The organism is Sphingomonas lacusdianchii, assembly GCF_022664395.1.
Classification (GTDB): Bacteria; Pseudomonadota; Alphaproteobacteria; order Sphingomonadales; family Sphingomonadaceae; genus Sphingomonas; species Sphingomonas lacusdianchii.
The window spans coordinates 234,730-252,727 of the sequence record NZ_JAKRET010000001.1; the positions used below are offsets into that span (position 1 = coordinate 234,730).

12 protein-coding genes and 1 pseudogene are annotated in these 17,998 nt (G+C 59.8%); 6 read left to right on the forward strand and 7 right to left on the reverse strand.

All coding sequences use genetic code 11. From position 1 onward, the window contains the following. Positions 1-227 precede the first annotated feature (227 nt). From MF607_RS01130 to MF607_RS01145, 4 genes are read left to right on the forward strand one after another with little or no spacing between them, the layout of a single operon-like run. Positions 228-2,762 carry a DEAD/DEAH box helicase family protein gene (locus MF607_RS01130; protein WP_242115561.1) on the forward strand — a complete coding sequence of 845 codons (2,535 nt, stop codon included), beginning with the start codon at positions 228-230 and terminating at the stop codon, positions 2,760-2,762. Between the two features lie 9 nt (positions 2,763-2,771). Next, positions 2,772-5,294: an N-6 DNA methylase gene (locus MF607_RS01135; RefSeq protein WP_242115562.1), complete on the forward strand. Its 2,523-nt coding sequence runs from the start codon at positions 2,772-2,774 to the stop codon at positions 5,292-5,294. Next, complete coding sequence (locus MF607_RS01140; protein ID WP_242115563.1) at positions 5,291-6,019, forward strand: hypothetical protein; 729 nt, start codon at positions 5,291-5,293, stop codon at positions 6,017-6,019. The genes MF607_RS01135 and MF607_RS01140 overlap by 4 nt, the downstream gene beginning before the upstream one ends. A gap of 14 nt (positions 6,020-6,033) precedes the next feature. Continuing rightward, positions 6,034-9,678, forward strand: a complete 3,645-nt coding sequence (locus MF607_RS01145) for an AAA family ATPase (protein ID WP_242115564.1) — start codon at positions 6,034-6,036, stop codon at positions 9,676-9,678. A gap of 32 nt (positions 9,679-9,710) precedes the next feature. On the opposite strand, the gene MF607_RS01150 is transcribed toward MF607_RS01145, so the two are convergent. The 6 genes and pseudogenes from MF607_RS01150 to MF607_RS23025 all read right to left on the reverse strand — a co-directional run. Beyond that, positions 9,711-10,277 carry a hypothetical protein gene (locus tag MF607_RS01150; RefSeq protein ID WP_242115565.1) on the reverse strand — a complete coding sequence of 189 codons (567 nt, stop codon included), beginning with the start codon at positions 10,275-10,277 and terminating at the stop codon, positions 9,711-9,713. Between the two features lie 167 nt (positions 10,278-10,444). After that, on the reverse strand, positions 10,445-10,867 hold the full coding sequence (locus tag MF607_RS01155; RefSeq protein ID WP_242115566.1) for a hypothetical protein: 423 nt from the start codon (positions 10,865-10,867) through the stop codon (positions 10,445-10,447). Between the two features lie 9 nt (positions 10,868-10,876). After that, positions 10,877-12,949 (reverse strand): phage/plasmid primase, P4 family, encoded by a 2,073-nt coding sequence (locus tag MF607_RS01160; RefSeq protein WP_242115567.1) that lies wholly within the window; start codon positions 12,947-12,949, stop codon positions 10,877-10,879. Continuing rightward, complete coding sequence (locus tag MF607_RS01165; protein WP_242115568.1) at positions 12,946-13,128, reverse strand: helix-turn-helix transcriptional regulator; 183 nt, start codon at positions 13,126-13,128, stop codon at positions 12,946-12,948. The genes MF607_RS01160 and MF607_RS01165 overlap by 4 nt, the downstream gene beginning before the upstream one ends. A gap of 875 nt (positions 13,129-14,003) precedes the next feature. Continuing rightward, positions 14,004-14,696 (reverse strand): tyrosine-type recombinase/integrase, encoded by a 693-nt coding sequence (locus MF607_RS01170; protein ID WP_431311887.1) that lies wholly within the window; start codon positions 14,694-14,696, stop codon positions 14,004-14,006. Between the two features lie 51 nt (positions 14,697-14,747). After that, positions 14,748-15,044, reverse strand: a pseudogene (locus MF607_RS23025) (integrase arm-type DNA-binding domain-containing protein); the annotation flags it as partial. A gap of 387 nt (positions 15,045-15,431) precedes the next feature. On the opposite strand from MF607_RS23025, the gene MF607_RS01175 reads away from it, so the two are divergent. Then, positions 15,432-16,418 (forward strand): 2-hydroxyacid dehydrogenase, encoded by a 987-nt coding sequence (locus MF607_RS01175; RefSeq protein ID WP_242115570.1) that lies wholly within the window; start codon positions 15,432-15,434, stop codon positions 16,416-16,418. Here MF607_RS01175 and asd read toward each other — a convergent pair. Further along, complete coding sequence (asd, locus tag MF607_RS01180; RefSeq protein WP_242115571.1) at positions 16,386-17,237, reverse strand: archaetidylserine decarboxylase; 852 nt, start codon at positions 17,235-17,237, stop codon at positions 16,386-16,388. The two genes, MF607_RS01175 and asd, sit on opposite strands and share 33 nt — an antisense overlap. A gap of 139 nt (positions 17,238-17,376) precedes the next feature. Between asd and MF607_RS01185 the strand changes: the two genes are divergently transcribed. Beyond that, a complete protein-coding gene (locus MF607_RS01185) occupies positions 17,377-17,940 on the forward strand; it encodes an FKBP-type peptidyl-prolyl cis-trans isomerase (protein WP_242115572.1) in 564 nt (187 codons plus the stop codon). The last annotated feature ends 58 nt before the right edge of the window (positions 17,941-17,998 follow it).

The following is a 17,998-nucleotide window of genomic DNA, read 5'->3' on the forward strand; positions in this document are numbered from 1 at the left end:
CATGCCCATCCCGGCGCCGTTATATTTTTTCAAGTTTTTGCCGGTACGGCCATGAGCCGCGCTCGCCAGCACCGCTCTGGGAGCGGCACTGGCAGCAAGCTGTGCAGTGAGCATGGAGCTAAGGCGCCGAGCAGCGGATGTCTCATACGGCGGCGACACCGTATGAGCTTGTCAATTCCGAGGGGAATGCTGATACCGACCAAACACGGGTAACGGGCGGGTGATGAGTGAAGGCGAAGGAGGCAGCAGCAAGGATAAAGATCAACCGGCTCTTGGAGGCAGCCGGCTGGCGCTTCTTCGACGATGACAGCGGACCCGCAAACATCGTTCTCGAACCGAATACAAAGATCACCGAAACGCAGATCGATGCGCTCGGCGAAGATTTCGAGACCGTCAAGAATGGATATATCGACTTTCTGCTGCTCGATCACGATGGCCGTCCCCTCATCGTTCTGGAGGCGAAGTCTGAAGGGAAGAATCCTCTATCCGCCAAGGAGCAAGCACGGCGCTACGCGCGTGAGCAAAACGCTCGCTTCGTCATCTTATCCAATGGCAACATTCACTATCTGTGGGACCTGCAGCAGGGCAACCCGAGCGTAATCACCAAGTTTCCCAGCCCAGGCGCAATCAAGGATCATCACGCCTTCCAACCTGACCCCCATCGGTTGGCGACCGAACCTATAGAGACCGATTTCATCGCCCTCACCCAGATGCCGAACTACGCGAGTGAGGCTGGATGGAAGAGCGAGGCCGAGCGTCCAGCGTTCGTTGGCAAGAGCAAACTTCGGTTCCTGCGCGAATACCAGCGCCGGGCGGTTCAGTCGGTGCAGCGTGCGGTTGAGCGCGGAGCTGTTCGCTTCCTTTTCGAGATGGCCACCGGGACTGGGAAAACGCTCACATCGGCGGCCATCATCAAGCTGTTTCTCAAAACCGGCAACGCCCGCCGCGCGCTGTTCCTTGTCGATCGGATCGAGCTTGAGATTCAGGCGGACAAAGCGTTCAAGTCGCTTCTGAAAAACGACTTTACCTGCGTGATCTACAAGGAGCAGCGCGACGATTGGCGTAAGGCAGATATCGTTGTTACGACCGTCCAATCGCTACTGTTCAACGACAATTTCCAACGCGCGTTTGCTCCGACCGACTTCGATCTTGTCATTTCGGACGAAGCGCATCGCTCAATCGGCGGCAACGCTCGCGCAGTGTTCGAGTATTTCGCTGGGTACAAACTTGGGCTGACTGCAACACCTAAAGACTATCTCAAGCAGTCCAAGCATGCCACGCCAGCGCGCGATCCTCGCGACAGCGAGCGCCGCATGATGTTGGACACCTACCGCACCTTCGGGTGCGAAACCGGCGAGCCTACATTCCGCTACTCCCTGCTCGATGGCGTGCGGGATGGCTTCCTGATTAACCCTTACGTCGTTGACGCACGGACGGAGATCACCACTCAGCTGCTTTCCGACCAGGGCTTCATGGTCGATGTTACGGACGAGAACGGCAACGAGGTGAAAGAGGCTTTTGGCGGGCGGGACTTCGAAAAGAAGTTCTTCGCCGAAGCGACCAACGACGTGTTCTGTGAAACCTTTCTAAAGCACGGTCTGCCCGACCCCGTGACCGGCGAGTTTGGGAAATCTATCGTCTTTGCGGTCAGCCAGAACCACGCCGCGAAACTCGCGCAGATTCTCAACGAAATGGCTGAGCAAATCTGGCCCGGAAAGTATCAGTCTGATTTCGCGATGCAGGTGACCAGCGATGTCATGAATGCGCAGGCGATGACGGTCCAGTTCGCCAACAACAATCTGGGCGGACGCAGCGGGTTTGACGAGCACTACGTCACCAGCAAGGCGCGTGTATGCGTCACCGTCGGGATGATGACGACGGGTTACGACTGCCCCGACCTGCTCAACCTCGCGTTGATGCGCCCGATCTTCAGCCCCTCTGACTTCGTGCAAATGAAGGGGCGCGGCACGCGCAAGCACCGTTTTGCCGAGGAGATGCGTGACCCCGTTCGCAAGGAGCAGATCGCTGGGCTGGAAAAGACGCAATTCCGCCTGTTCGACTTCTTTGCCAACTGCGAATTCTTCGAAGAGAAATTCGACTATGACGAGGAGCTGGCGCTGCCTGCGCCCTCAGCTCAGCCTTTCATCAACCGAGTTGAAACTCCTCGCTCCGGCCTTCGCGGGTTCGAAACTTTTCAGGGCGATGCGATCGCCAGCCAGCAGGAGCAGCAGATCGGTGCGGAAGGCATGCGGATTGACCGCGAGCTCTTCCAGAAGTTTGAGAATCTGGTGCGGCAGGATGCCGCACTCGCTGCGATGGTCGAGCAACGGAATTGGGAGGCGGCCGTGCGCCGCGTGGTCGAGCATTTGTTCGACAAACCCGACGAGTTCTTCAGCCTCGACAAGCTGCGCCGCGCTGCCGGGCTGGATCGTCGCCTGTCCGTTCGAGAGCTGATCGAGAAGGCGTTCGGCCATATCCCACGTTTCAAGACGCGCGATGAGCTGATCGACGACGAGTTCCAAAAATTCCTCCTCGATCAAAAGCCCGAGCAGGCCGATCGCATCGCCCAAATGCGCTATTATTTCGAGGCTTACATCAAGGATGCGAACGTCCGCCGCATCATCGACGACGGGCGCGTCGCCGACCTCAATGTCAATCCGATTTTCGGTATGAAGGACCTGAAAGCCGTTCCTAAAGAGTGGGTTAAGCGCATCCCCGAATACATCAAGGACTATGTGTCCTTTAACCCATTCCTTCCTTAAAGACGCTCCATGCTAGACACCGATACCAAGCGCCGCATCAACACCTGCCGTGACATTCTGGTCGGTAAGGTGCCCGATCCCAAGAGCCAGGTCGAGCAGATCACGATCGCCCTGATTTACAAATTCATGGACGATATGGACCTCGAAGCCGAGGAGGTGGGCTTCGACCGCAAATTCTTCACCGGCGAGTATGAGCGCTATCGCTGGGCCAAGCTGCTCGCCCCCGGTGTCGGCGGGCAGGAGATGCTGAACACCTACACCGAGGCCTTGACTAAGATGGTCGAGAATCCGGGCATTCCCGAGCTGTTCCGTTCGATCTTCCGCAACGCCTACCTACCCTATCGCGACCCCGAGACACTGCGCGGATTCCTGCGCGAGATTAACGGCTTCACCTATGATCACAGCGAGCGGCTGGGCGATGCGTTCGAGTATCTGCTGTCGGTGCTGGGTAGCCAAGGTGATGCCGGTCAATTCCGTACGCCGCGCCACATCATTGATTTCATGGTCGAGATCATCGACCCGAAAAAGGATGAGGTGATTCTCGATCCGGCGTGCGGCACCGCCGGATTTTTGATCTCCTCATACAAGCATATCCTCAAATCGAATTCGACCGAGGCGAACGGCGGCAATGGGCATGGCGCGGAGGTCGATGCGTCGGAAGCTACGATTGATAGCCCGCTGCGTTATGCTGGCGACATGCTGACCCAGGACGATCGCGCGCGGCTCGCGGGCAATATCAGGGGCTATGACATTTCCCCCGACATGGTGCGGCTTAGCCTCGTGAACCTCTACCTTCACGGTTTCGCCGATCCGAACGTGGAGGAATATGACACGCTCACCAGCGATGATCGCTGGGCCGAAACGGCGGACGTGATCCTCGCCAACCCCCCGTTTATGTCGCCAAAAGGCGGAATTAAGCCGCACAACCGGTTTGGCGTCCAGTCGAAGCGCAGCGAGGTGCTGTTCGTCGATTACATCGCCGAGCACCTTAACCCCAATGGGCGTGCGGCCATCGTCGTGCCCGAAGGCATCATTTTCCAGAGCCAGAGCGCTTATTGCGACCTGCGGCGGATGCTGGTGGAAGACAACTATCTGGCCGCTGTGATCTCGCTGCCCGCGGGCGTGTTCAACCCATATTCGGGCGTGAAGACGTCAATCCTGATCCTTGACCGTTCGGTGGCCAAGGCCAGCGAGAACATTGCCTTTTTCAAGATTGAAAATGACGGCTTCGGCCTTGGTGCACAGCGTCGCACGATGAAGGGCAGCCAGTTGCCGCAGGTCAAAGCCGAGCTTGGCGCTTGGCTAAAGGTCACGCGCGGCGGCGGTGAGGCGGTGCTGAACTCGTCGCTTGGCTTAGCGGTCGAGAAGGCGCGGATCGGTGAGGACGGGCAATACAATCTGAGCGGGGAACGGTACCGTGAGACAGCACCGGCTGAGTTTGTTGTTCCACGCGTTCCGATCGGCGATATCTGCGTCATTAATCCGCGCAAATCGAAAATTGGTGACCTGAACCCTGAGACTATGGTCTCGTTCGTTCCGATGGCGGTGCTAAATGAACACCGGATCAATTTCGTTAGCGACGAATCAAAGCTACTTGGCGAAGTGAGCGCCGGCTACACTTACTTTGCTGATGGCGACGTATTGCTGGCGAAAGTCACACCGTGCTTCGAGAATGGGAAAGCTGGAATTGCGCGAGGTCTGACCAACGGCATCGGCTTCGGGTCAAGCGAGTTCTACGTTCTTCGTCCTGGCGAGCAAGTTCTCGCTCAATGGGTTTATCATTGCGTGACGCACCCGAGTTTCCGTACACCGGCCGTCGCCAACATGACGGGCACAGGCGGGCTTCAACGTGTGCCCCGAGATTTCGTTGAACGCTTCGAAATCCCCCTGCCGCCGCTCGAGATACAACGAGAGATTGTGGCGGAGATTGAGGGCTATCAGAAGGTCGTCGACGGAGCGCGCGCCGTTCTCGAAAACTACCGCCCTCACATTTTCATCGACGCGACCTGGCCAGTTAGCGCCATCAAGGAAATCGTTACAGCGGTGACGCCACCTGCAAAGCTGCAAACCGGCGCTTATCAGGAAGCCGGCACGTTTCCAATCATTGACCAATCCCAAGAGTTCATTGCGGGTTGGACTGACAGCGCCGATGCCGTGATCGACCCTGCTGATGGATTGGTGGTGTTCGGTGACCATACGTGCGTCATCAAATTCGTCGATCAACCGTTCGTGCAAGGTGCGGACGGCATCAAAATTTTGAAACCAACCGGCAATTTGAGCGCAGCTTACCTCGCATATTATCTTCAAGCTTACCCACTTCCGACGGATGGCTATCGACGCCACTTCAGCCTGCTCAAAGATTACCGAGTGGCCCTGCCCCCCCCCGAAACCCAGCAGGCCATAGTTGCTGAAATCGAAGCCGAGCAGGCACTGGTCAATGCCAACCGCGAACTCATCGAACGCTTCAACAAGAAAATCGAAGCCGCCATTGCGCGCGTCTGGAGCGATGCCGGCGAGGCAGCCGCAGCATGATCGACGTGGCAGGGCAGCTCGAAGGTTTTCTGCCGATCTCCTACCGAACGGCGAAGGAGGAGGAGTATGTCCGATTTCTGTGGGAGGCGTTCAACGACAACTGCGCCAGCGGTAAATATCAGTTCGCCTTCCTCGCCTACCACATGCTCACCATGTGCTTCGTCTATTTCAACATCTGGCAGATTAAGCAGATCAGACCAGACCATTTCGCCACTGCGCTGATCGGCTTCACTAAGGATATGGAGCGGGACTTGCTGGCCGCGACCAGCCCCTTCACCTTCCACATCGTCAGCGAGAGCAACGTGATGCGCTTCCTGAAGCTCATCCAATGCGACAACGGTAAGATCGGTACCTACACTAAACTGGTGAAGGATCGGAACGATACTGCACATTCTAACGGCAATATCTTCTTCGCCACCGAGGCTGAGCTTGCTGCCAAAGTCCACGAAACGCTCCGCATCGTCACGGAGATTCAGGATCATAGCGAAGCGATCATTGTCGAAGGCTATAAGCGCTTCCTGACTGAATCCGCCGATCCCGAAGAACGCGAGCATATCGACGCCTCAGACCAAGTCCGTGAGGTGCTGATCCACGGCGGATATATGTCCCTGATCGATCTTCATTTCTGCGCTCGCTTCGACATCTCCGAGTTCGCCGATCACCCTCACTTCGCGGAGATCGGGGCGCTGCATGCCGAGGTTAACGCGCGGGTGGCTGCTGACTAGGAGCAAGAGGCTGCATGACAACTCATCTTACTGCGCGCGTTGCATGGCATGACGACGGCTGGAACGGGCGCATCTGCGCAAAGCCTGAGCAGAACACCTACTGCGTGGGTTTGAGGTCATATCCCGGCGACGTCATTCACCGCGAACGTGACCTTGAGCGGGAAAGCGCCTGCGCGGGCAAGGCGGTCTGCAAGTTGGCCAGCGAGGATTTGCCACCGTGCATCTACAGCATCAACGCCTTTGGGCCGGACGCCATTCGCGGCTTCTCCAATCCACCCGACTTCTTCTACGGCGGCGCGGAGCGTGAAGAATGGGACATACCCGCCGCCACGGTCTGCGTCTGGCCTTACGAGGCGATGTATAACGATGAAGTCTATACCGATGGACGCTTGGACAATGACAAGCGGCGAACGGGCGCAGAGGCCTTTTTCGACGAACTGGAAGACGACGAAAGCCTGATCTTCTACTATGCCAACCACTCCAACCCATTCACCGACGAGAATGATCCAAAATATGTGATCGTTGGCGTCTCGCGCGTGAAAGAGGTCGGTAAGCCGCTCTTCTACAACAACCCGTCTGACTATGTGCGGGAGAAGTATGCGAGCGGGATGATCTGGGCGCGGAATGTTACGTCTCACTACCCGGATGAGGGGTTCCGCATCCCCTATCACGCCTATCGCGATCAGCCCGATATTCTCGAATCGATCCTCGCCACGCCTGAGCACCCGGCAACTTGCAAATATGGCGCGCGTCACCTCACTGATGACACGACGATCGGAATGCTGGAGCAGCTACTCGGGGTGATCGCGCGGTTGAAGGCGATCGGCGATATCAACGAAGACTGGATCGCGCGCGAGAAGTGGGTTCAGGTGCAGATTGCACGGTTGTGGCAGCGGCGCGGTTTGTATCCCGGCCTTCTTACCGTCATGGACCTGCTGAAGGCAGAGAACTGCATAGCGCCAGCCAAGCTGCTTTGTGATGCGAGCGAGGAGAAGCGGGCGTTCGCGCTATTCTTTGAGGCATTGGAAAGAGGGGTGGAGTGCCCGGAACTCAACCTCTCAGGCACCGCTGCAAAGCAAGCATCCCGCGCGTGGAGACTACTCGAGGACGATGTTCGCGAATTCCTCAAAAATGTCGCGGTTCGGGTCGATCTCTATATCGATCAGCTGCAATCCATCACCGGTGAAAAGCGGTCAGCGCATGGCCTCCCCGACAGTCTAAGCGAGCTGACGGACGATCCCTATTTGTTGTGCGAGTTGTTCGTTGGCGAAGGGCCTGATGATATCATCCCGTGGAGCACCGTTGATCGCGGTGTATTCCCTTCCCCCGAATTAGGCGCTGAACCGCTCTGCGACATGCAGCTTGATGACCCGCGGCGCTTCCGCTCGCTGTGTTCAGAACAGCTGCGGAGAGAGCCTAATCAGACCTTCCGCCCAGCAGACACCGTGCTGAAAGAGGTGAACGCGCGTCTGGATCGACTGCCGGAATGGAAGCGACACAGCTTCAACATGCGCTATTTCGAGGTCGACCGCGAAGACCTTGAGAAGTCGCTTGTGCTTCGGAGCGAGGCTGATCGGCTCTACCTCTATCTCATGCCGGTTCATGATGATGAGCGGACAGTGGAGCGAACACTGACGAGCCTGTTCGACAGGCCCCCAATCGCGCTGCAACGCCCTGTCCCAAACGGCTTCTGGCTCCGTGCAGTCTCGGACGATAAGTCCAACCTCGCGAAGAAGGGGGGCGACGACTACCTCAAGGCTGTTCAGTCCCAGGCGGACCAGTGCGCGCAGATCTTCCGATTGCCGCTCTCGATTATTTCCGGCCGCGCGGGTACCGGAAAGACCACAATCATACGGGCGATCGTGAACGGGTTGCGGCACGTTGAAGGCGTGGGCGCTCCCGTTCATGTCATGACGCCGACCGGCAAGGCGACAGATCGGGTTCGTGCCGTTTTCGAGAAGCACAACATTGCCGGTGTCGATGTATCGACGATCCATTCCTTCTTGGCGTCGAATGGCTGGTTGAATGATAATCTGACCTTCAAGCGGAAAGGCGGGAAACGCTCAGACCTTGAGGGCACTATCATCATCGACGAAACGTCGATGCTGGACCTGCAACTTGCTGCGACGTTCTTTCGGGCAATTGAATGGCAGAATGTGAAGCGCCTGATCCTCGTGGGCGATCACAATCAGCTACCGCCGATCGGGCGCGGGCGCGTGTTCTCGGACGTGATCGAGTGGCTGCGCGGGCAACATGCCGCCAATCTGGCCGTGCTTGAAACCAACATGCGCCAGATGGAAAATCGGCTGGATGGACGTGGCGAAGGCATCCTTGGTTTCGCCGAGCTATTTCTCGTCGATCCCAGCGCGCAGGGCGACCAGACGTCTGCCGCAGCCGAGCAGTTGCTTCAAAAGGCGCATGAAGGTGGGCAGATCGATCAGGATTTGAACATTACCTATTGGAATACTGCAGATGATCTGGTGGACAGCATCCTCGCCGACCTGACCGCCATGCTTCCTCCTGGCGATGATGGGGATCCACTCTACAAATCATGGCGCAACGAGGTCATGCAGAACCGGCCTGAACGGCTTCAGGTGCTGACACCCCATCGCGGCGAGTTGCACGGCGTCGATGCGCTTAACGTGAAGCTTCAATCGGTTCTCACTAATAATTTGATGGATCGGGTCGGCGCGCTCGACGGCATCACGCTAAACGATAAGGTCATTCAGATCCAAAATCGAACATCGCGAAGAGGGCTATGGGCCTACGATTTCGATCAGAAGAAGGCTTGTAAGGTCGAGCTATTCAACGGTGAGATCGGATACGTTGAGCCGCATAATTTCGATCGTGCAGACCTGAAAAAGGTGTTTTCAGGATACAGCAAAAAGCGACTGAAGCGCTTTCAGGTGAAATATGCGCGCAAAGGCAAAATCTGCGTAAATTATGGACGCGATTTACCAACGGATCGGGCGGGGAGGTTGGCGTTCGAGAGCGTTGAAGGCAACCTGGAGCTCGCTTACGCAATCTCGATCCATAAGTCGCAGGGAAGTGAGTTCGAACGAACGTTCGTGGTGTTGCCAGCTTCCCGCCGCCCGCTTTCAACCGAGTTGCTCTATACGGCGCTTACGCGCGCTCAGGCCCATTGCCGACTTTACGTGCAAGGCAACGTCGAGCCCTTGCTCGATTCACGGCGGCGTGAGAACTCCCAGAGCCTGCTCGTCTCCTCCTCACTCTTTGGGAACTTCAGAACCGTCGATGACCGGCTACTGAACAGGGACGGTTGGTATGAAAGCGGCAAAATTCACGAAGCTTTGAGCGGCGACATGGTCCGCTCGAAATCCGAAGTCATTATTGCCAACCTCCTGCATCAGGCGGGTATCCCTTTTACATATGAGGAGCCGCTTTACGCCGAAGATGGTACCTTCTACCTGCCGGACTTTACGCTTCGCGTCGGCGGCGAACGCATTTTCTGGGAGCATTGGGGTCTGCTAACTGATGTGAGCTATCTCGCGGACCGCGACCAGAAAACGAAGTGGTACAAAACACATTTCCCTAGCGACCTAATTGAGACCGAGGAGAGCGGACAGCTAAGTTACGACGCCCAAGCCCTGATCGACAAGGTATTAGGCAGGGTAATACCAAATGCGCGCAATCGATAGAAAGTTAAAGGTGAGCTTATGAATTCACTCCGTTACACCGTGCCTGGCTGAGCATCGACTTCGCACCGTTTTACCAATGTAGAAGCGATGCGCTTAACCGAACTCCATTTGCCAGACGGGTGCGCTTGGGAGGGGGTGAGACGGCGTTCACCCGTGAAAAGAGCGAAGGCTACGCCTTTCCCCTGAAGCACGTTGGCGACCGTACCGGGAGAACAGCGAAAAGCGGCGGCAATCTCGCGACGAGTAAAGCCGCGCTTTCGGTAGTCGCCTATCGCGAGCCGCGACCAGCTTGGGAGTTGAGCCTTGCCCCTGACACGCGCCATTTGCAGGCCGTGTTCGGCTCGCATGGCCCGAACGGCTGCGTCCACGGCTGCCGTAATTGCCGGGTCAGATCGCGACGCTTCGATCGCTGCCGCCCGGTAGGCTGAAACAGAAGAACGGGAGCGGCCAAGCGCCGCCGCGTAAAAGGACAGCGATAGGCCGGGCAGAAGCATGAAGGCATAGAACGCCGTTCGGTCCTGCCCTCGCTTGGGCGGGCGAACCGGCTGCCACAATTCGCCTTCGACCCTAAGCGCTCGTTCTGAGTGTGAATTGGTCACTGAAACCACGTCGCCACGGTGGCGCCCTCCATGCGGCTCTTTTTCCCATAGGACGGAAGGACAGTTCAGGATGGTTTCTGTATGTAGCCGAGCAGGTGGCCACGTCAGACAGGTAGGTCTTGCAGAAGCCTCCAAGCCGTCCTGAACCGTCCGACCGTCCTGCCCCGTCAAGCTGCCGGAACATGGCTCGCCAGAAGCACGGCAAGTTCACCCATGCGGGCAGGCGCGACATAGGCGCGGGCATCATGAAACCGCTCGATGCCGATGGCGCGACCATGATACTGCCAGCGGTTAAGCCAGCCCCAAGCGAATACCTCACCAGCACGGGCGTTCGCCGCACTGGTGGATACATGCTCCTCCGCATCTGGAGTTGGCCAAAGCGTGATGGAGATGATCCACTCGTCTCGCCAACATGGCCCGACGTAGATCAAAGCAGGGGTTCCATCAGCCAAGGTGATCCGCTTAGCGCGCCCACGGAAACGCTCCTGGGGAGCGCAGTTCGCGTCGCCTACGATGAGCAGGCCGTGGGCGAGCGCCGCCGCCCTGCCCATCTCCATTAGCGACATGTAGGTGTGGGAGGTGTTTGACATGGTGTTCTCCTACGCTGCGATTGAACGAAGTTTGATGCCAACGCGGTATGCCGACCCGCCCCGCTTCTCAGCGGGGATGCCGCGTCGCGTTAGGGCGCGACCAAAAGCAGTCTGGTTCAGCGGCTCCCGTCCCGCGTTGTCGGTGAAGCGGCGGTAGTCGCCGAAAAGGTGGCTCGCCTGGATCACCTCGCCCACTGCCAGCTCGCAGCGATCCTCGATGTAGGCACCCACCGTATCCGAGTCCGCCCGGAACTCTGCGCCTGCGTGCAGCACGGCGGCAGGCGTGGTCAGCCCGTTCGCATACCATTTGGCCGCGCCTCGAACGATCCACGCAAGAATGCCGGGCAGCTCGCTAGCGAGCTTCACACCTAGCCCCTTGTCCTGCTCGGCGGCGGAAAATACCCGGCTGAACGGGATCAAGCGCAGGCGACGGAAAAGAGCGGGGTCAGCACCGTTGACGGCGGGCAGCGCATTCGTTGCCAGCGCCAGCTTAAAGACCGGTTGGAAGGTAAAGAACTCGCCGTAGAGGTATCGCGCGGTGATGGGCTCGTCGCCGGTCACTTGCTTGATAAAGCCCTCGTTGAGACGCTGGTGCGAGTCGGCTTCGGAAGCCGTGACGAACCGAGCGCCCATGAGCCGAGCAACGTCGTTGCTTTGGCCGCCGTTGCGGACGGTCAACGTTTCCGTTGGCGTATGGCTAGCATACGGTCCAAGCGCATCAGAGATGGCCTTGAGCAGCGTCGATTTGCCGTTTGCGCCATCGCCATGCAGGATCAGGAACAGTTGCTCCCGCGTTTCGCCGGTCGCGCAGTAGCCGATAACACGGTGAGCGAACTCGATCAGCTCGGCGTCGTTTTGGAATACCTCGGACACGAACCGCTCCCATGTTGGGCAGGTCGCATGGGGGGCGTAGTCAATGTCGATCATTCGCGACAGAAGGTGTGCCGCGTCGTGCGGCAGCAGCTCCCCGGATCGAAGGTCGATCGTGCCATTGCGGGCGTTCAACAGGTGAGCGGGACGGTCGAAGGCATCAGCCGCGACCGGGATGCCCGGTTCAGATTGTGCCAATTCCACCATCGCCCGAACGCGTGTGCTCGCCTGCGACTTGAGAGCAAAAGCGATCCGCCGCTTGCGGCTGTCATGGTCATTGATGGCCTGAGCCTCAGCCAGCAGCCCGTCGCCCACGCTCTTCGCTTCACGGATGATCGCTCCGTCAGCATCGCGTCGCCAGTATCGGCCATCAAACGTGAACCATGCTCGGCTTGCATGGTCGAACCGTGCCTTGCCGCTCAGCGCATCAACCAATCGGCGCGCGTTGCCTACGTCGCTTTCGGGATGCCGGGACTCAGGAGCGTATCGCGCAACGCTCCGCGCGATGCGCTCAACTTCTTCCGGGTCCAGCGGGGGATTGCACCGCACCTCATTTTCCGCGAGCAGCGCCACCCGGAGGGCTTCTTCGCCAAGCCCCTTGGCGCGGAGCCCCCCAGCGAGGCTGCACAAGGCACTATTGCGCCCGCCCTCGGCGATAACGTTGCTGGGCGGCGAAGCGGCCGGTTTGATGCGCTTGTCGCCGCGTGCAAGGTCAATCAGCCAATCGGGCGCGTCGGCAATCGGCGTGTCGCTCTCCCAAGCATAGGCCTTGCCGGACTCATGGATGCTGGGAGCAGCGACAACATACCCGCCCGCCTTCACGTCAACGCCCCGGTAGCTCGCCACGTTGGGCCGATCACTCAGCCCGTCCGTCCCGGCCGGAACGCGGAAGTACAGATGCCCCCCGCCGCCGCCCGTCTTGGCGCGAAGAGTGTCGGGCAGCTTGCCATAGGTGCGTTCCAGCCGATCGAAACCGGCGTCGCCGTCATTGCGCGGGTCAATATCGACCACGATCAGCCGCGACTGTTCGCCGGTCACGATGCCGACGTTGCGGTCGGTGTCAGGAGGGAACCAGCTCGACACCTGTCCGGCATCAGTCGTGGCGTCATTCTTTCCGTGACGGGTGGCAGGATGCTTGCTCCCTGGCTTCAACGGCAGCACAGGGAAACCACGCGCGGCATAGTCGGCGGCGGCGGAAGAAATAGCGTTCATCGTTCAACCGTCGCGCCAGAGATATACAAGTCGAGTTCTTGGACCGAATAGCGCACGGCCGAGCCGAGTTTATGAAATGCCGGACCTTTCCCAGCCCAGCGCCACCGCGCCAGGGTCTTAGGGGCAAGGCCGAGATAATCGGCGGCATCTGTCTCACGGAGCATACGGGCGGTTGTCATCTGGAGTAATCCTTGTGCGACTGGTTACGCACGGCACTGACGACCGCCGCTGCCCGCCGCTACTGGTTGTTGGGCAACCACCCTGCCGTTGAGTCGAACCGTTGCGTTCCGTCGATAGGCAGAGTCGAAGGTTGTTGTCCGCCGCGTTGCGCGGCATGTTGGACGTGCGACTAAGAACGCACGCTTGGTATGTCCTGAGCGTGGGGGCTGGTAATCCTCAGACGAACGTGGGCCGGTCACTGCTTCTGTGGCCGGGCGGCGGGCGCGCATGTCCAAGGTTTCGGCCCAAAGGCGTCCGCGCCTTGTGCCACGTGCAAGGATTACCACGCCCGGCTTCAGCCGGGCAGCGCTCCCGAAAAAGGGGAGAAGCACATGAGAACTGAAGGTCGAAAGCGGTTGGTTCGGGCGAGGGTTGCAGCCGTCGCATTCCTATAAACCAGCTACGCTGTACAAGCCGCTCCAAGTGGTCAGAAAGGCAGCGCCTCGCAGCGGCGGGATACGGTCGATGTAGCCGAAGCGAAAAGGATTATCCGTGCGTCTTTGATTGATCCGGCGTCGGCTCAATTTGAGGTCGGTCAGCCTCAATCCGCGCTGACAGAGGACGGGACGAAGACGCCGCTGATATGCGGATCATATAATGCTAAGAACCGGTTTGGCGGCGATGTAGGCAAAGCGTTCTTCGCATACTCGAAGTCTGCTCGCGCTGTCTTCACGTCAAATGTCGCAAGGCTTGATGCTAACGGAGGTTCTGTATCGCTTGCTGACTTGGGCAACTCGCTGCGAGGAACGTCTTCTATGGATCAGATCAACGCGGTGCAGACACAAGGAACCGAATTGCAAAAGCAGGTCAAATTTTGGCTTGGGCAATGTGGGGGCTAGATGGGAGCTTGATCGCTTGCAACGACCAGCCGCATCAGCTCAGCGCCGATCGCGTCGGCGGCGGTTCGCACGGGGTCCTGTGCAAGATGTGCATAGCGACTGGTCGTTGCGGCTTGCGTGTGCCCCAGCAAACGCCCGAGCATGTGGAGCGACATGCCCATGCCGGCGCCGATGCTGGCGAACGTATGGCGTAGGTCATGGATGCGAACGTCATGCAGCCCTGCCAGGGCACGGAGCGCCCGCCACGGCTTTTGCAGGTTGACCAGCGGCGCGCCCTTGCGCTGCCCCGCGATGACGTAGTTGTCATCGCGACCGCTCGCTTTCAGTTCGCCGAGCACGGACACGGCGGCATCCCCAAGGGATACCAGCAATGCACCATTCTTCGTGTCCGGCAACCGCAACACCTTGGCGTCTAGGTCAACCCACGCCCATTTCAGCCCCAGCACCTCGTTCAACCGCCGCCCGGTCAGCATCAACAGCTTTATTGCGGAGATCGCTGCTGGTGAGGCCTTTGCGGTGGCGGCATCCGAGTTCAGTACCTGCCATAGCCGCGCAACCTCGGCATTGGTCAGATAGCGTTCTCTCTTGTGCTCCCGGTATCGATCAATGTTCTTGGCAGGGTTAGAATGATCCGGCCGCAGGCCCCACCGCTCCGCTAGGCCGAACATCTTACTCGCCATCGCCAGCATTCGGTTCGCCTCGTACGGCGTCGCTCGAAGGGCATGATGGAGTCCTGCAATATCGGCGCGGGTAACGGACGCTACTTTCTTCGAGCCGAGGGCAGGAATAATATGGGCGTCGATCAAACGTCGATCGTTCCGAATGGAACTATCTTTTTTCCGGGTTTCCGCGTGCTCGGACATATAGCGTGTGCATAGGTCTCGTACGGTCAAGGCAGTACGATCTTTCTTCCGTGCCTCGGATGGGTCTTTTCCTTGCGCTACGTCGGCAAGCCAACGGCGTGCGATCTCGCGCGCAGCTTCGGGCCGCATTGGGCCATGCACACCAATTGTCGGGCGACGCTGCTGCCCTTCCTTTGTTCGATAATAGAGGAACTAGGATCGCTTGTCCCTTGGGGTCACTTTGCAACCGAACCCAGCTAGCTCACTATCCCAAATGATTATGTCAGCCAAACCGGGCTTGACCGATTCAATCCCCCGAACTGTCAGCTTCGCTTTCATGCTACCTACTCCGATTCAAGTAGCACGCAAGTAGCAGGTTACGGCGATGCATGACAATGCTTAGCGTAGGCAACCGCACTCGCAGCAACGGTAATCAAAGAACTTTTGCGGCTACAGCGTAGCGTAGCGTAACCTAGCCCAGAACTGATCTTGAGACTCTTAATCAGCGGGTCCTTGGTTCGAGCCCAAGTGCGTCCACCAGTTTTCGCATCGGCACCGCCTTTTGCCATGCTACACCGCCGCATGGCCAAACCACCGATACTGATGCCCGCGCCGCTTTCCGATGGCGTCGTCGTAGCGCTCGACGAACGGTTCACGTTGCACCGGTTGTGGCAGCAGGACGATCGCGATGCGTTTCTGACGAAGGTCGGCCCGGATATCGTCGGGCTTGCCGCGACGACGCTGGCGGGTACGATCGACGCGACGTGGCTCGACCGGCTGCCCGCGCTGGAGATCATCGCCAGCTTCGGCGTCGGCTACGATAATGTCGACGCAAAGGCTGCGGCCGCGCGGGGCGTCGTTGTCACGAACACGCCGGGCGTGCTTGACGACGAGGTCGCCGACTTGACCATCGGGTTGCTGCTCGCGACGCTGCGCCGCATTCCGCAGGCGGACGCCTTCGTCCGGGCGGGGCGGTGGCCATCCGGCCCCTTCCCGCTTTCGCCGACGTTGCGCGGGCGGCGGGTCGGGATCGTCGGGCTGGGCGCGATCGGCAAGGCTATCGCGCGGCGGCTAGAGGCGTTCGACGTGGCGATCGCCTATCATGGTCGGTCGCGGCAGGACGGGGTCGCCTACTGCTATTATGAAACGCCGGTCGCGCTGGCGGCGGCATCGGACGTCGTCATCGCGATCGTGCCGGGCAATAGCGGGACCAGGCACCTGATCGACGGGGCGGTATTGGCGGCGCTGGGGCCCGAGGGCGTGCTGATCAACGTGGCTCGGGGCAGCGTGGTCGATGAAGCGGCGCTGGTAGCGGCGTTGCAGGACGGCACGATCGGTGGCGCCGGGCTGGACGTGTTCGAGGACGAACCGCGCGTGCCACCGGCACTGCTGGCGATGCCGAACGTCGTGCTGTTGCCGCATATCGGATCGGCGTCGGTCGCGACGCGGGCGGCGATGGGGCAGTTGGTGGTCGACAATCTGGTGGCGTGGTTCGACGGTCGTCCGGCGCTGACGCCGGTGCCGGAGACCCGGACGCTAAACCGGGCGGGTGCCCATCGCTTCGCCTAGGCGGACCGGGCGTTCCGGCGCCCAGTCGGGATTGAAGGCGATCCGGCCGGGTTCGAACAGCATCACGATGGTCGAGCCGAGCAGGAAACGGCCCATTTCTTCGCCCTGTTTCAGCGTGACTTGGCCGGGAGCGTAGGTCCATTCGGCGATCCGACCAGAGCGTTTCGGATTGACGACGCCGTGCCAGACGGTCGCCATGCTGCCGACGATCGTCGCGCCGACCAACACCATGACGACGCGACCGTTTTCCGGCGAGTCGAAGAAGCAGACGACCCGTTCGTTGCGGGCGAACAGGTTCGGCACGCCGCGGGCGGTGACCGGGTTTACCGAATAGAGCGAGCCGGGGACGTAGATCATCCGCGAGAGCGTGCCGTCGCAGGGCATGTGCAGGCGGTGATAGTCGCGGGGCGAGAGATATAAGTTGGCGAAGTTGCCACGTTGGAATGGTTCGGCAAGGGTGGCGTCGCCGCCAATCAATTCGACCGTATTGAACCAATGCCCCTTGGCCTGGACGATCCGGCCGTCGTCGATCGGCCCGAACTGGCTGATCGCGCCGTCGACCGGACAGACGAAGTCGACACCGGCGAGCGGGCGGACGCCGTCGCGCAAGGGGCGGGTGAAGAATTCGTTGAACGATTTGTAGCTGCTGAGGTCCGGATTGGCCGCCTCGGTCATGTCGACACCATAGCGCCGCGCGAACCAGCGGATCAGGCGCGGCGTCACCAGCGCCGATTCCGCACGCGCCACCCGGCCCGCGAAGCCGGTCAGGTGGCGTTTGGGCAGGAGGTGCTGGAACAGAATCTTCAAACGGTCGGACATTGGGCCTCGGGAAGCGACGCGCGGATAGCGATCACGTCGCGACCGGCTTTGGCAGGGCGCCCGACGCTAGGCGGGCGGCGCGAGATGTCCAGCGGAAACGCGTGGCGCCGCTGCGCGGTCCGCCCTATAGCCGCGCCCCATGACCATCCTGTCCCGCGTCGCGCGCATCGTCGCCCTCCCGTTGCTGGCGGTTTCGCCCATCGCCCATGCCCAGACCCAGCCGGCGGCGGTGAAGCCGAACAACGCCATCATCCCGCTGCCGCTCAACCCGATCGTCCCGGCCGCGCAGCGGCTGTGTTCGGCGAAGACCGCGTCGGGGCTGGGCTATACCGTGCTGCGTCCCGGCACCGGGGCGAAGCCCGCCGCGAACGATATCGTGCTGGTCAACTATCTGGGCTATCTGGCGGCGACCGGCGCGGTGTTCGACCAGAATATGCAGTCGCCGCTGCCAATCGATCAGGTCATTCCCGGCTTTTCGCAAGCGTTGCAGACGATGAACCGCACGGCGGTAGCGCGGTTCTGCATTCCGGCGGCGCTCGGCTATGGCGCGCGCGAGGCCGGGTCGATTCCCGCCAATTCCGATCTGGTGTTCCAGGTCGAACTGCTCGATTTCAAGACCGCCGCCGAAGTGCAGGCGATGAACAATCCGACCCCTGCCCCGCCCGCTGCGGAGCCGCAGCCCGCCGCCCCGGGCAAACCGTAAGATCTTAGAATCTGATCCGGCCAAGCCGGATCAGGGCAGTGCCGCTTCTCCGCAAGCG

What these genes read in the sequence shown, in the direction of transcription:
- MF607_RS01135 (WP_242115562.1), top strand. Translation starts at nt 2,772, where the DNA reads ATGCTAGACACCGATACCAAGCGCCGCATCAACACCTGCCGTGACATT.
- MF607_RS01140 (WP_242115563.1), top strand. Translation starts at nt 5,291, where the DNA reads ATGATCGACGTGGCAGGGCAGCTCGAAGGTTTTCTGCCGATCTCCTAC.
- MF607_RS01145 (WP_242115564.1), top strand. Translation starts at nt 6,034, where the DNA reads ATGACAACTCATCTTACTGCGCGCGTTGCATGGCATGACGACGGCTGG.
- MF607_RS01155 (WP_242115566.1), bottom strand. Translation starts at nt 10,867, where the DNA reads ATGTCAAACACCTCCCACACCTACATGTCGCTAATGGAGATGGGCAGG.
- MF607_RS01160 (WP_242115567.1), bottom strand. Translation starts at nt 12,949, where the DNA reads ATGAACGCTATTTCTTCCGCCGCCGCCGACTATGCCGCGCGTGGTTTC.
- MF607_RS01165 (WP_242115568.1), bottom strand. Translation starts at nt 13,128, where the DNA reads ATGACAACCGCCCGTATGCTCCGTGAGACAGATGCCGCCGATTATCTC.
- MF607_RS01170 (WP_431311887.1), bottom strand. Translation starts at nt 14,696, where the DNA reads ATGCTGGCGATGGCGAGTAAGATGTTCGGCCTAGCGGAGCGGTGGGGC.
- MF607_RS01175 (WP_242115570.1), top strand. Translation starts at nt 15,432, where the DNA reads ATGGCCAAACCACCGATACTGATGCCCGCGCCGCTTTCCGATGGCGTC.
- asd (WP_242115571.1), bottom strand. Translation starts at nt 17,237, where the DNA reads ATGTCCGACCGTTTGAAGATTCTGTTCCAGCACCTCCTGCCCAAACGC.
- MF607_RS01185 (WP_242115572.1), top strand. Translation starts at nt 17,377, where the DNA reads ATGACCATCCTGTCCCGCGTCGCGCGCATCGTCGCCCTCCCGTTGCTG.